General features: G+C 67.0%; 14 protein-coding genes. 2 read left to right on the top strand and 12 right to left on the bottom strand.

What is annotated here, in order from left to right; all coding sequences use genetic code 11:
- Nucleotides 1–11: 11 nt before the first annotated feature.
- From ACW177_RS14550 to ACW177_RS14540, 3 genes are all read right to left on the bottom strand, one after another.
- Nucleotides 12–1,538 (bottom strand): serine hydrolase domain-containing protein, encoded by a 1,527-nt coding sequence (locus tag ACW177_RS14550; protein WP_492026392.1) that lies wholly within the window; start codon nucleotides 1,536–1,538, stop codon nucleotides 12–14.
- Between the two features lie 78 nt (nucleotides 1,539–1,616).
- Nucleotides 1,617–2,339, bottom strand: coding sequence for a DUF6456 domain-containing protein (locus tag ACW177_RS14545; RefSeq protein ID WP_492026391.1), 723 nt, complete (start codon nucleotides 2,337–2,339; stop codon nucleotides 1,617–1,619).
- Complete coding sequence (locus ACW177_RS14540) at nucleotides 2,336–2,689, bottom strand: chromosomal replication initiator DnaA (RefSeq protein WP_492026390.1); 354 nt, start codon at nucleotides 2,687–2,689, stop codon at nucleotides 2,336–2,338. The genes ACW177_RS14545 and ACW177_RS14540 overlap by 4 nt, the downstream gene beginning before the upstream one ends.
- A 368-nt stretch (nucleotides 2,690–3,057) precedes the next feature.
- Between ACW177_RS14540 and ctrA the strand changes: the two genes are divergently transcribed.
- Nucleotides 3,058–3,759, top strand: coding sequence for a response regulator transcription factor CtrA (gene ctrA, locus ACW177_RS14535; RefSeq protein ID WP_166622771.1), 702 nt, complete (start codon nucleotides 3,058–3,060; stop codon nucleotides 3,757–3,759).
- Between the two features lie 195 nt (nucleotides 3,760–3,954).
- On the opposite strand, the gene ACW177_RS14530 is transcribed toward ctrA, so the two are convergent.
- From ACW177_RS14530 to ACW177_RS14495, 8 genes are all read right to left on the bottom strand, one after another.
- Nucleotides 3,955–5,091, bottom strand: a complete 1,137-nt coding sequence (locus ACW177_RS14530; protein ID WP_492026389.1) for an endo-1,4-beta-xylanase — start codon at nucleotides 5,089–5,091, stop codon at nucleotides 3,955–3,957.
- A gap of 83 nt (nucleotides 5,092–5,174) precedes the next feature.
- The gene (locus ACW177_RS14525; protein WP_271163714.1) at nucleotides 5,175–5,585 is read right to left on the bottom strand and encodes a flagellar export protein FliJ; all 411 of its coding nucleotides are present in this window, start codon (nucleotides 5,583–5,585) and stop codon (nucleotides 5,175–5,177) included.
- Nucleotides 5,586–5,592: 7 nt separating this feature from the next.
- A complete protein-coding gene (gene fliI, locus ACW177_RS14520) occupies nucleotides 5,593–6,936 on the bottom strand; it encodes a flagellar protein export ATPase FliI (protein WP_492026388.1) in 1,344 nt (447 codons plus the stop codon).
- Nucleotides 6,937–7,037: 101 nt separating this feature from the next.
- Entirely contained in the window at nucleotides 7,038–7,547 is a 510-nt protein-coding gene (locus ACW177_RS14515; RefSeq protein ID WP_492026387.1) for a hypothetical protein, read from the bottom strand.
- 156 nt (nucleotides 7,548–7,703) lie between these two features.
- Entirely contained in the window at nucleotides 7,704–8,600 is an 897-nt protein-coding gene (locus tag ACW177_RS14510) for a M56 family metallopeptidase (RefSeq protein ID WP_492026386.1), read from the bottom strand.
- Entirely contained in the window at nucleotides 8,593–8,958 is a 366-nt protein-coding gene (locus tag ACW177_RS14505) for a BlaI/MecI/CopY family transcriptional regulator (RefSeq protein WP_492026385.1), read from the bottom strand. Before ACW177_RS14505 ends, ACW177_RS14510 begins: the two co-directional genes overlap by 8 nt.
- A 204-nt stretch (nucleotides 8,959–9,162) precedes the next feature.
- Nucleotides 9,163–10,863, bottom strand: coding sequence for an FAD/NAD(P)-binding protein (locus ACW177_RS14500; protein ID WP_492026384.1), 1,701 nt, complete (start codon nucleotides 10,861–10,863; stop codon nucleotides 9,163–9,165).
- A 93-nt stretch (nucleotides 10,864–10,956) separates the two neighbouring features.
- Nucleotides 10,957–11,859 carry an EamA family transporter gene (locus tag ACW177_RS14495; protein WP_492026383.1) on the bottom strand — a complete coding sequence of 301 codons (903 nt, stop codon included), beginning with the start codon at nucleotides 11,857–11,859 and terminating at the stop codon, nucleotides 10,957–10,959.
- 84 nt (nucleotides 11,860–11,943) lie between these two features.
- Between ACW177_RS14495 and ACW177_RS14490 the strand changes: the two genes are divergently transcribed.
- Nucleotides 11,944–12,426 (top strand): Lrp/AsnC family transcriptional regulator, encoded by a 483-nt coding sequence (locus tag ACW177_RS14490; protein WP_492026382.1) that lies wholly within the window; start codon nucleotides 11,944–11,946, stop codon nucleotides 12,424–12,426.
- A 4-nt stretch (nucleotides 12,427–12,430) separates the two neighbouring features.
- Here the strand turns inward: ACW177_RS14490 and ACW177_RS14485 are convergent, their stop codons facing one another.
- Nucleotides 12,431–13,651 (bottom strand): carbohydrate porin, encoded by a 1,221-nt coding sequence (locus ACW177_RS14485; protein WP_492026381.1) that lies wholly within the window; start codon nucleotides 13,649–13,651, stop codon nucleotides 12,431–12,433.
- Nucleotides 13,652–13,723 lie beyond the last annotated feature (72 nt).

Here is a 13,723-nt window from a genome sequence, read left to right as displayed (position 1 = left end):
ACCGCGACCGTCTAGCCCGACACGCGTTTGAACGTCTCGTCGTTGAATGTCAGCTGGTCGGGGGTGTCGACCTGGATCGTCTGGCCCTGGAAGGGCACGAGTTCGACCCGAAGTCCGTCGGGGTCCCCCGAAGGCTCGGCCGCCGAAGACAGGACGCCGATGGCGGCGGTTAGCTGGTCGCCGTCTAAGCCGATCTGCATGACCCCCAGGGCCTCGCTCTCATAGGTTCCGACATAGGTCTGAGGCGCGCGTGACACGGACCAGGGGCGGGCGGCGCGTTCCGCCCTGGCCCGCGCCACGGCCTGGCGGCGACCGTCGCGTCGCGCCACGAGCGTGTCCAGTTCCGCCTCATAGGTGGGCGCCAGGTCCGGTCGGTTCTTGAGCCGGTCATAGGCGTAGTTGGCGATCACGTCTGCGATCTCGCCGCCGAAAAGATCCTCGTTGACCATGACCGCCACGCCGACGCGGCGCTCGGGCATGAAGGAGACGTGGGCGCGCGAGCCCGAGAAATTGCCGAAATGGTGGATCAACCGGTCGTCGCCGTACCAGCCCGTCTGCCAGCCCAGCCCATAGCCGTCACGACGATAGGGGCCGAATTTCGTGTCCTGGGCGACCAGTGGCCGGTGGGTCGAGGCGACGAGGCCTGGGGCGAAGTCCGCGCCGTCGACCTGAAGCGCCAACCATCGGGCCATGTCGTTGGCGGTGGACATCAGGCCGCCCGCCGACTGCATGGTTTCGTCCTGCTTCTGCAGGCGGCTGACGACCGGCGGGCCGGGGCGATCCGCGAAATGGCCGACCGCAGTGACGCCACGGCGGCGGGCGTCCGAGATCCAGGGCGTGGTTCGCATCATGCCGGCGGGGATCAGCAACTCGTCGCGGACCAGCAGGCGCCAGTCCAGGCCGAAACGACGCTCCAGCAGGGTGGTGGCCAGGTTGTAGCCCGAGTTCGAATAGCGGAATACGCCGTGCGGCGCGTCGGGCCGCGCCACCGTGCGCGCCAGCAGGGCCTGCATCACCGCCGGGGAGTGGTCGCCGGAATAGGCGGCGCGGAAGGCGATGGGGTCGTTGTCCACCCCCGAACGGTGGCTGAGCAGGTCGGTCAGGGTCACGGTCGCGGCGATGTCGGACGGCAGGGGCGTGTCGCCGATCCAGTCCGCCAGCGGGGCCTCCAGCGGAACCTCGCCGCGCGCCGCCATCGCCGCGACGCCCAGGGCGGTGAAGGATTTTGTGGCGGAGGCGATGTAGAAGGCCGTGTCGGCGTCGGCCCGTCCGCCGGTGCGGATGTCCGTGACGCCGTAGCCCCCGACGATCACCACGCCGCTATCATCGACGACGGCCAGCGCCAGGCCCGGCGCGGTCTGGAGCCGCCGCATCGCCCTGCGCACGAAACGGTCGATGTCGTCGGCGACGCCCTGCCGCGCGCCCGCCGGGCCGGCCAGGGCCCGACCGGCGTAGAGGGCCGAGGTGCAAAGGGCGCCGCCGAGAAGCAGGCCTCGCCGGTTCGGGTGGGCGGTCGAGGCCGGGCGGTTGGCGGTCATGTTGAAACTTCCCCTTTGCCGGCAAGAGGCGCTCAACAAGGGGATCGGATGCATGTCGGGTGGAAAATCGGGCGCCTTTCATGATGTCCACCCGATCCCGTAGTGCTCGGCCAGGGCCTCCAGGGCCTGTTTGAGCAGGGTCTTGCCCTGGCGGCGGCGCAGGCCGAGGCCGGTTTCGGCCAGTTTCAGACTGTCGCCGTGGACGCAGATCCGGGTCAGCATCGGGCGCAGGCGCGGGCCTACGGCGCGCAGGGCTTCCTCTACGCGCCGCGCGGCGCTCAGGGCGCGGTCGCCGGGCTCGAACCGTTCGGCCGATCCGGACCCGGCGCGGGGCAGGGCGTCCCAGCGCATGGTCAGGGAGGGGCCGGAGCGGGCCTGTTCGATGTCGGCCCGCAAGCGTTCGCCGGCGGCGACCTGGGCCGGGGTCAGCCAGGGGCGGCCTACGGCGTCCTTGCGGCGGGCCAGCCAGGCGATCGGGCTTTCGCCCAGATTGGCGGCGTGGCGCATCATGCGGCCGTCGGCGCCGATCAGGTCGCGTTCGCCGTCGATGACGCCGGGGCGGCCGGGCGGCGGGCTTGAGCCTGGGGCGGGCGCGGCGGGGCGAGCCGTCCATCCGCCCTGGGGGCGACGGCGCAGGCCGGGACGGTCGATCAGGGCGCGGAACTCTGGCTCGGCCAGGGTCAGGCTGATGCGGCTGCGCCGGTCGGCGCCCAGCCGCAGGGCGTAGACGCCGTTCTCGGCCGCCAGCCAGGCCCCGGAGCGGTCCAGAAGGGCGCGGGCCCGTTCGATGGAGCGGCTCATGGCTGGGGCTCCGCGCGCGCGGCGTAGAGGCCCGAGATACAGGCCTCCAGCTGGTTGAGCAGGTCGTCGACCTCTCGCGCATCGCGCTCGTCCTCGGCCCAGCGGCAGGCGATTCCGGCGGTGGCGCGATTGACGCCGAAGACATGGCCGACCCGCTCCAGCGTCCAGCCGAAGGCCACATGGGACAGATACATGGCGATGCGACGGGCGCGGGAGCTGAGCGGATCCAGCCGGCCGCGCGCCGTCATCCGCTCGGGCAGGGCCCCTGTCCAGACCGCCACCAGATGGATGGCCAGCCCCGCCTTGCGCCGATCGTCGTCGCCGACCGGCGCCCTGTATTCCTCCAACATCACATGCCTCCCGTCACAAACCTTCGATGCCCCATCCTAGGTCGGCGGGCGCCTGTGATAGGAATATCGTCCTAATGAACGTCAGAAGCGGACGTGCGGCCTTTGCGGACTTGAGGTTGTGATCGGGTGATTATGAGCGCCGAGCGGGCGGGGCTGGCGGTCGGACAGCGGGGCTGCGGGTCAACATGGTTAATAAATTTCGAATCATTGACTCCGCACTCTCGACGGCGATTCGCAAATCAGCTTAGGAACGACTCAATCGCCCGGCATTAACCATTCTTAAGGTTTTCGGGTCTTAACTTGCGAACAAGGTTACCCGGTCGTGTGGCTGGGTGGTTACCGCAAAGCTTTTGCCTGGAGGGGCATGAATGCGCGTCCTGTTGATTGAAGACGATCACGCAACTGCCCAAAGCATCGAGCTGATGCTTAAGTCGGAAGGCTTTAACGTCTATACGACCGACCTGGGTGAAGAAGGCATCGATCTGGGTAAGATCTATGACTACGACCTCATTCTGCTGGACCTGAACCTGCCGGACATGAGCGGCCTTGAGGTTCTGCGTCAGCTGCGCGTCGGCAAGATCAACACGCCGGTCATGATCCTGTCGGGCAGCCACGAGATCGAAACCAAGGTGAAGACCTTCGGCGGCGGCGCCGACGACTATCTGACCAAGCCCTTCCATAAGGACGAACTGATCGCGCGCACCCACGCTGTGGTCCGCCGCTCCAAGGGTCACGCTCAGGCGATCATCCATACCGGCGAGATCGCCGTGAACCTGGACGCCAAGACGGTCGAAGTGAACGGTCACCGCGTTCACCTGACCGGCAAGGAATACCAGATGCTGGAGCTGCTCTCGCTCCGCAAGGGCACGACCCTGACCAAGGAAATGTTCCTGAACCACCTTTACGGCGGCATGGACGAGCCCGAGCTGAAGATCATCGACGTCTTCATCTGCAAGCTGCGCAAGAAGCTGGCCACCGCCGCCGACGGCAAACACTATATCGAGACCGTCTGGGGCCGCGGCTATGTGCTGCGCGACCCGGCCGAGGCGGGAAACAGCGTCGCCGCCTGACGCCAAACTGATACCAGACTTGAAACGCCCGCCGGAAACGGCGGGCGTTTTGCGTTTCTCCCTCCCCCTCGTGGGGAGGGGCGATCGCGCAGCGATCGGGGTGGGGTCCAAAAGGGCGCGAGCGAGGTTCTGACTGCCCCACCCGGGCTCCGCTGACGCTTCGCCGTCCCTCCCCATGAAGGGGAGGGAGATTTCTTAGCCAGCGAAAGCCGCCGCCAAGGCGGCCGCCATTGGATTGGGGCGGCTGAAACTGTCGAAGGGCAGGGGTTTGTCGCGGCCGTCGTCCTTGTCGCCCTGGCGATACCAGCTGTCGGTGTCGCGCAGGCCCCAGGCGGTGAAGGCGAAGCGCTGGGCCGGGGGCAGGGCCATAAAGGCTTCGGCCAGTTCCGTGACGCGGGCGGTCTGGCGGGTCAGGCGGTCGGCCTGGCTGCGCAGGTCCAGGCGGTTGTCGGTGCGCAGGGTGCAGTCCAGTTCGGAGACGTGGATCGGTAGGCCGAACTGGGCCGCCTCGCGCATGAAGGCGGCGATGACGCCTTCGGGGATGTCGATCCATAGGTGGGACTGAAGCCCCAGCCCCTGGAGCGGACAGCCGGCCTTCAGCAGGCGTTCGACCAGTTTCAGGAACTGGGCGCCCTTGGCCGGGATGGATTCCTGATTGTATTCGTTCAGGAACAGGACAGCGTCTGGGTCGGCGAGCCGAGCCTTTTCGAAGGCGCGCAGGATATAGCCGTCGTGGCCGTAGCGGGCGCTCCAGTGGCAGTCGCGCATGGCCGAGCCGTCGTCGAGGATGGGCTCATTGACCACGTCCCAGCTGCGGACCTTGCCGCGATAACGGCCGGCCATGGCGGCGATATAGCCGTCGAAGGCGCGGTCGAAGGCGGCGCCGGACAGGGCTTCGAACACCTCTTTGCCTTGAGCGTACCAGATCAGGGTGTGGCCGTGCAGGGCCATGCCCTCGGCGGCGGCGAAGGCGGCGATGCGGTCGGTGCGGTCGAAGCGGGGGTGGTCCAGGCCGTCGGCCAGGACATATTCCATCTTCATCTCCCACTCTGGCGTCAGTTGGGAGACATTGGCGCGGGCCAGGGCGGCCCAGTCGGGGTCGTCGATCTGTATCGCCTTGATCGCCGTGCCGAAGGGGCAGGGGGCGACGGATTTCAGCGGGGGCACGTTCGGCGGGGTCGGTTCAGCCGAGGTGCGGTCGCAGGCGGCCAAGGGTGTCGCCAGAGGAAGCGCGAGCGCCGAGGCGAGGATGGTGCGGCGGGACCAGGCCTTCTCCCCTTGCGGGAGAAGGTGGCGAGCGAAGCGAGACAGATGAGGGGTTGTCTTCGTCACTCGAGTTTTCCCGTAGGCGGCAGTGTGCCCCCTCATCCGGCCCTTCGGGCCACCTTCTCCCGCAAGGGGAGAAGGAAAAAGGATCAAACGGCCCGTTTCCGCAGGCCCAGCTCGTCGAAGGCGGCGGTTTCGCGCTTGGCGATAGCGAGCAGGGTGTTCAGGCGGGTGGTTTCGGCGACGTGTTCGAACTTCTTCAGCTCTTCGAAGGCGCCGGTCAGGGCGTCGCGGGCGCCGGCTTCCTCGGCGTCGACGACGGTCAGATCGCCTTCGGCGGCGGCCTTGCGGGCCTTCCAGCCGTTAAGATAGGCGCCCAGCATCATGCCGGCGTCAGCGTCCATGCGGGCGCGCTCACGCTCGATCTCGACCTCGGCGTCCAAAACGGCGAGACGCATCTCGGCGGTGGCGCGGCGGGCGGTGATCTCGGCCAGACGCTTTTGCAGCGTCTCGACCTCATAGTTGGAGATGCGGATCAGGGATTGGGCCCAAGCGGTCATTTCGTATTCACTCCCTGATCATGCCTTGGTTCAGGATTTGCTCGAGCCGGGTAAAGGAATCGGTAAGACGCGTGGCGTCGTCCTTGTCCTGGCTTAAAAAATCTTCCAGCGCGGGGTTCAGCGCGATGGCGCGGTCCACGATGGGGTCGGCCCCGGTGCGATAGGCGCCGATCTTGATCAGCTCTTCCATGTTCGCATAGGCCGACAGGGACTGGCGGGCGCGCTTGTTCAGTTCGCGCTCGGGCGGGGTCTGGCAGGCGGGCATGGTGCGGCTGACGGATTTCAACACGTCGATGGCGGGGAAACGGCCGCGCTCGGCGATCTTGCGGTCCATCACGATATGGCCGTCCAGAATACCGCGCACGGCGTCGGCGATGGGCTCGTCATGGTCGCCGCCATCCACCAGGACGGTGAACAGGGCGGTGATGGGGGCCGCCGTGGTGCCGTCGGGCCGCACCGGCCCCGGTCCGGCGCGTTCCAGCAGCTTGGGCAGTTCAGTGAACACGGTGGGGGTGTAGCCCTTGGTCGTCGGAGGTTCGCCCGCCGCCAGGCCGATCTCGCGCTGGGCCATGGCGAAGCGGGTGACGCTGTCCATCAGGCACAGGACCTCCAGGTCCTGGTCGCGCAGATATTCGGCGATGGCCATGGTCATATAGGCCGACTGGCGGCGTTTCAGGGCCGGCTCATCCGAGGTGGCGACCACGACGACGGCGCGCCGCAACCCCTCTTCGCCCAGGGTCTCTTCCACGAACTCGCGCACCTCGCGGCCCCGTTCGCCGATCAGGCCGACCACAACGGCGTCGCAGGTGGCCTGTTTGGCCAGCATGGACAGCAGCACCGACTTGCCCACGCCCGAGCCGGCGAAGATGCCCAGGCGCTGGCCCCGGCAGGTGGTGGTGAAGACGTCCATCGCCCGCACGCCCAGGTCCAGCCGTTCGCCCACCCGGCCGCGCGAATGGGCCGGGGGAGGGGGGGCGCGAAGGGGATAGAGGGCCGGACCCTGGGGCAGGGGGCCCTTGCCGTCGATGGGATTGCCGAAGGCGTCGATGATCCGGCCCAACCAGGCGGTGGTCGGGCGTACACTGGCGGCCTGGTCGATGATGCGGATTTCGGCGCCGGGGGCGACGCCCTCGACCGGTCCGAACGGCATCAAGAGGGCCTTGGCGTCGCGGAAACCCACCACCTCGGCCGGCAGGGGCTCCAGCCCGCGGCGCCCGATCTCGGCCCGGGCGCCGACGGCCAGACGCGACAGACCGCCGCGCGACTCGATCAATAGACCCGACACGCCCGCGACCTTGCCGGTGACGACCAGCGGGTCGATCGCTTCGACGGCGGCGACGAGATTATGCAAGACGGACCCCAGGAACAGGCGTTAACCAAATGGGGCATCATGGTTAACGGGGGGTGAAGGGGGACGCTTCGCCCCCTTCTTGGGCGGCACGCTTGGTCACATCACGGCGATGACGCGGGCCAGACGCGATTGGCGCGACGGCCTGCTTGGTCGGTGGCTTCTCCGACCTTCCAACCTGGAGGACACGAACCGATCCGGGTGTAGCGGCGGGTCTGGACGGCTGTGACCGACGGACCGGCGCCCAAGGTCGTCACGCGCAGCTCAACGGTGAAGTTGTCCGCATCGCCTTCGCTGCGAGTGCGCACCAACAGGGTTGCTGTTCCGACAGTGCAGCGTCGTAGAAGGCCGTCCTTGGTCTGGATTGGATCGCCCGCCGGCGTACAAGGCAGCCCCTGCACTTCAGCTAAGGGTCTTGAAAATCCTTCACGCAGGTAGGTGTCGGCGCAGATCTCGACCGACGGCGGTCTTTCGCCAGACGTCGCGCTTCCCAGGGCCTCGACCCGCCACAGTTCGGGCGGATCGGCTGCCGCCTGACGTTCAGCCCAGCGTTCAGGGCGAGCCTCGCACCCTGTCAACGGGATCAGGACGGCCAAAAGCAGGAGCCGGTTCACGATAGGCCGCCGATGGGGGCGCGCACCTGATCCGGGCGGACCATCGCTAAGCGTCCATCATCGCGGAAGAGGGATGCGAAGATAGGAGAGGCGGACGGGCACATTTTATCCTCCATTCAGCGAATGGGGGATAATCGAATTACAAATGTAATACTGTCAAGTCGTCTCTGCCGTGCGGACGGGCGGCGGTGAAGCCTGCGGCGGCAAGAGGCGCAGGCTCAAAATCCTGGGTCTTGGATCTTGCGTCTGCTCCGGCGACGCCGGCTGAACCGCCCAGGCCGCCCCCGCAATGGCCAGGGCCAGACCGGTGGCGGTCAGGACGGCGGTCGGGCTTGGCGCATGATGAGGCAGACGCAGACTGGTCATTCGCGTTTCCAGCGCCCGGCGTCCAACATCGCCCCAACTGCAACTGAACGGAGCCCCTACCCCGGTATCCGCCTTTAGCAAGGCCTCGGCATAGAGGCGGCGGCGTCCAACCTGCATCGCCATGACCGTCGCGTCGCAGGCGAGTTCCTGGTCAAAACGGAAACGCGTCGCCGCGACATGCGCCAGGGGGTTGCACCAGAATAAGCACTGCAGCAACGCGACGACCGAATTGACCCGCAGATCACCTCGTTCGAGATGAGCGTGTTCGTGGGCCAGGATCAGGGTCTTTTCTTCTGGGCGCCAGCGGGTCGCGCTGTCGGCGGGCATGACGAGCCGGGGCACGATCACCCCCGTTACGGCGGGACCGGCCAAGCCTCGACGCGCAAGGTCTCCAAAACGCACCTGCGCCGCCGCCATGAGTCCCGCTGCGATGATGACGCCGACGGCCCAGCCGCCCACCAGCGCCCGCTCCAGCATGTCGGCGCCCGGCGGGTCGCTGACGAAGGCCTCTGGGCCGACGCGCGGCACACAGACGGCGATCAGCGCCAGGGGTACGGTGCTCCAGATTCCATAAGCGGCCCGAGGACCGAAGGTTCGGCGGAAGACGATACGCGCCGTCAGCACAACCAATACGGCGAAGGTGAGGGCCGCATTCAGCTCCAGAAGAAGACGCAGGGCCTCACTCATCGTCCAACTGGGCGATGATCGCCTTCAGCCTTTCGCGGTCCTGGGGGGAAAGGCGGCGTTTCCCAGCAAACTGGGCCACCAAGGGAGCCACCTGGCCGCCGAACAGCCGGTCCAAAAGGTTTTCGCTCTCCGTCAGGGCGAAGGCCTCCTTTTCCAAGGCGGCGTGATAGCGATGTCGACCATCGACGCGCTCTGATCGAAGCGCCCCCTTTTTCAGCAATCGGTTGATCAGGGTCTTGACCGTGGCTTCGCCCCAGTCGGATTGGCTGCGCACTTCGGCCACCAACTCGTCAGCCGACAGGGGCTGGCGTCGCCACAGGGCGTCCATGACCTTGAATTCGGAGTCGGTGATATTCATGCGGCCTCGATCAGGACTACACATGTAATGCGGCGATTTGGCAATATGTGTCTTGGGTCAGGGGGGGCGGGGGCAGGTGGATGCAGAGACGTTCGACGGTGGCGGCGTCGTCCTTGATGGAGGGAGCGCCCACGAACCGCATGTCGTGGACCTCGAAGTTTGCGCCGGGATGTTCGCCGCCGATATCGGTCGCTAACAGCTTCCTCAGGCCGCCGCTTCCGAGAGGGGGGCGAATGCGTCCATTCCGGTGGCGATCTCTCCTCCATTTTCGGGCTCGATCCCCGCAATGATCCCGGCCAGGGTCGCCCCGACGATCTGGCCGATGTGATGCGAACTGGTGACGCCTTGAACAAACGGGTGACGGCCCATGATGAAGGGCAGGCTGAGACAGAACAGGCGATCGACAGGGCCGGTATCCGCCACGGGATGGAAATGGGCGTCGATGCGGATTCCTCGCGAGACGTGTGAGCCGTCGTCGGCGACCTGGTCCTGAACCACGCCCTGTTCCAGAAGGGTCAGGAAGGGGAATTGGATGCCGGACAGCGCCCGTTGGCCGGTGGCCTCGATGAAGGCGGGGAAATGTCGTCGCTCGCCGTCGGGTCGCGTCAGAACGGCGCCGCCTTGGGGCGGGCGGGTGTCGATGTGGTGATCGTCGCTCAGGGCCAGGACGTCCAACCGGCCGGCGCGGTGGAGCGCCAGCATGCGCTCAATCGATTCATGGGGAACCGAACTGTAGTTGTCGACGAAGACTGGCTTCAGGTGGCTGTTGAACCGTTCGAAGGCCGTGCCGGTCAGATGCGGCGCGATGGCGGCCATCGCCTCGTGCATGCGTAGAATGGCGTCGCGCCAGGCCACGGTGATGTGGTGCACGTGGTTGAAGCGCGCCTCCTCCAGGTTCGCTTCGGCCCATTGGAACGGATCGACGGCGGTCCGGCGCTGGAAATAGAGTTCGGCGAAGGTTTCGAGATCCGCATCGTCGAGGCCGATGTCCCTGGCATAGGCCGGATCAGCGCGCGTCAACTCGCGCTTGAACAGATCGAAGGCACGATCCAGCAAGTCGTCGTCGGCCCGGGCCGTCAGGGCCGCTATCGCCTCGGGCGTCATGATCGACAGCGGCGCATGTGGCAGGGGAAAGAAGAAGTCGGCTTCGGGCAGCAGTCCCTTTCGGGACATCATGGTGACGCTAAAGCCTTCGGCGCTGACCTTGAGAGTATAGACGAGGCGGTCGCCGCTGCGTTCGAACCCGCCGTGCGTGGCGGCGACCGCAACGGCGGCGTCGATGGCGGTCAGGGACGAACCGCGTATGCCCACGGCGACGGGACCGATCTGCGACAGGCCGACGGCGGGCCAGGGACTGGTGAAATAGCCCGGCCGCGCCTGCTGGCGGCTGGGCCATTGGTGGCCTGTGGCGAGGACGGCGTAATCGAATATGTGGTCCTGGGCGGGCGACTGAGGCGTAGCGACCGTCAGGCGGATCGCTGCCTCCAGAATGGCGGCGTCGATGACGCGGGCGCCTGTCAGGATCTCGACCCCGGCGCCCCGCGCCCGCAGATCCTCGGCGAGGACGGCGAACTGGTCGCGGAAATAGGCGCCCAAGGCCACGCGGGGAACGAAGGTCCGCTCGTCTGCGGTGTCGGGGGCGAGGCCCAGAGCGTCGCACTCGGGCTTAGGTAGACGACGCAGCCAGCTCAACAGGGTTTCGCTGACGGGCGGAATCTCGATGCTGGCGATGTTCGACAGCATGGCGGGATCGTTCCAGCCGGGGCGATAGGGGCTGCCCAGCCCGGCCGTCGCCGCTTCTTCGAAGATGGTGATCTCCAGTCCCGGCCGGGCCGCAGGCAGCAGCGCCGCCAGGGTGTAGAGGGTGGTCGGACCGGCGCCGACGAACGCAATCGATAACGTCATTCGAGCCAAATGCGCCTGCCCGAATATGGCGCCGCCGCCGTTGGCTTTTTTCTGACGGCGGACGAACCAGGACGCAGATTTGTTTGACGAACCTCAGGCCGGTTCGAGACGAACCGGGTCTTCTCGCGTCGTCGCGATGGCCCCTACAGAGGCGATGATGATGGCGGCGATGGCGAGCCACTGCTGGCCGGTCAGGTGTTCGTGCAGCACGATCAGACCCGCTAGGGCGCCGACCGCCGGCTCGGCGCTGAGCACCACGCCGAAGGTGCGTTTGGGGATGCTGCGCAAGGCCACCATCTCCAGCGAATAGGGCAGGGCGCTGGAGAAGATCGCCACCGCCAGGCCGGCCAGGATTATGGCGGGGTTCAGCAGGGCTGCGCCGGCGTGGGCCACGCCGAAAGGCACGACGACCATGGCCGCCACGCTCATGCCCAGGGCCACGGACTGGCCCGCATGGATATGGGACAGCCGCTTGCCGAACACGATGTACAGCGCCCAGCACAGGCCGGCGAAGGCGGCCAAGGCCATGCCGACCGGATCCAGCGCCCCCGCTCCGGCCTTCAGCGGGAGCAGAAGGCCCAGGCCCAGGACTGCGAAGCCGACGCAGACGAAATGGATCGGCTTTCTGGAATGGATCAGGGCCATGGTCAGCGGCCCCATGAACTCGATGGCGATGGCCAGACCCAGCGGAATGGTGCGCAGCGACATGTAGAAGCTGAGGTTCATCGCCCCCAGCACGACGCCGTAAAGCGCGATGGCTCCCAGGTCCGCGCGGCTCAGCCGGAACCGCCATGGCCGGAACACGGCCACCAGCAGCACCGCAGAGATCCCGACGCGATAGGCCGATGTCCCCTCCGCCCCGATGAGCGGAAACAGGGTCTTGGCGAAGGAGGTGCCGCCGGCCAGCGTCAACATGCCTGCGAACAGCGCCAGATAGGGGATGAGGCGCATGGCTAGCGGCGAGGTCAGGTGCTGTTTCAGGGCCACGGCGGTCATGGCGTGAATCTAATATAATCCGGCTTGCGCTTCCCGGCGAATTTCCGCTTCAATGCATCTGAAATCGTCATGAAAGGGCTCATAATGACGAATTTCGTCACTCTGGACAATTTTGACCATCGGCTGCTGGCGCGGGTCCGGCGCAACAATCTGGAGCCGGCGCGAGTGACGGCCGAGGCGGTGGGCCTGTCGGAATCCGCCGTGCTGCGCCGCCTGCGTCGGCTGCGCGCCGAGGGCGTCATCGCCGCCGATGTCGCCGTGATCGACCCCGCCCGCGTCGAGCCGCGCATCGTCCTGCACGTCCAGGTCGAGATGAACACCCAGGACCGCAAGGTGATGGACGCTTTCCAGCGCGCCATGAGGGCCAGTCCCGAGGTCCAGGGGGCCTGGGACGTTACGGGCGAGACCGACTATCTGCTGACCGTCGCCGTCCGTTCGATGCAGGACTACGAGGCGTTCGGCATCCGTGAGCTGATCCCCGAAAAGGGCGTGCGCGGCTTCAAGAGCATGATCGTGATCCGTGAAGTCGTCGGCTTCGATCCCGCGCGCGTGGCGCTGGAACGCTAGAGGCTCAGAACAGCGGCGTGATGACGCGCAGGGACACCACCACCACGTCGTCGGCGTCCTTCAGGCCGCCGGGGTGGCGGATCAGTTGGATGTCAGGCTGGATCGTGAAACGGCCGATGCGGTCGGCGTAGGTCAGTTCCAGACCTTCTTCGTAGCGGGCAGGGTCGGCGGGCGTATCGGCCAGGTTGGCGCGGGCCTTGTCGGACAGCCAGCCCTGGTGGACGCCGAAGGATAGCTGGCTGTCGGGGCGGGCGGCGAAGACCTGGCGCACCAGCAGCCCGGCCTGCCAGCCGCCCTGGAAGTCGGTCGTGTCGCCGTCGGACACGCCCAGGCGGGCGAAGGCGTCGACCTGTGGGCCGTCGGGGGCGGCGGCGCCCCAGACCTGGCCCTCAGCCAGGGCGTAGGCGCCCTGGGCGCGGCTATGGGCGGGTTCGCCGGCCGGGGTCAGGTTGCGAATGTCGTCCTGGCGCTGGTTGTAGCGCCAGACGCCGAAGGCGTAGCGGATGGGGGCGCCGCCGACCGGGATGCGGCTTCCGAACTCGGCGATGGCCAGGACGCCGTGATCCAGGTCGGTGTCCACCCCGCCGTGATCGCCGATGGTGCGGGCGTCGGCGTTGACGACGGCGGCCTGGACATAGGTCCTGTCCGTGTCGCCGACCCGCAGGCGGACCGCCAGGGACGAGGAGGGGAAGATGGCCGGGCCGTTGGGGCCGGTGGAGGCCAGTTCCGAACCGATACCGAACGGCGGCGAGATCAACAGGCCCGAGGCGTCGGTGGCGTAGAATTCGCTGTTGAGATCATACAGGCCGGCCAGCAGGGTGGCCGAGGCCCCGAGATCCTGTTCGATCCAGGCTTCGAACAGGCGGGCGCCCTGGGCCCCCACCTCGATATTGTCGACACCCTGAAGCGTGCCGGCCAGGACGTTGGGCTCGCCCCCGCCGTTATATAGGCCGGACATGTGCAGCCGCGCGCCGCGCCAGCCCCAGGCCTGTTCCAGATCGCCGTCCAGATTGACGCTCAAATTATCCAGATACCGGCCAGCGCGTTTTGCGCCGCCGGAGACGACGCCGGTGACGTCGGACGTATATTCCGCAGACAGGATCCAGGTCGGCTCGGGCACGGGATCCGACGCCTGGGCAGCAGCCGGGAAGACAAGAAGGGCCGCGCCGAGGGCGACGGCGAGAAGCTGGGGCTGAGTTTTAGGCTGGGCGTTCTGCATGGCCATGATCCGTCCTGTTCGACGGCAGATCTAGGCCGGGACCGGTGAAAATCGTCCTTAGTCCCCCATGGGGAAACG

The organism is Brevundimonas sp. AVps23W (assembly GCF_058681395.1).
The sequence above is the reverse complement of the archived record's forward strand: the minus strand, read 5'-3'. Positions and strand labels throughout refer to the sequence as shown.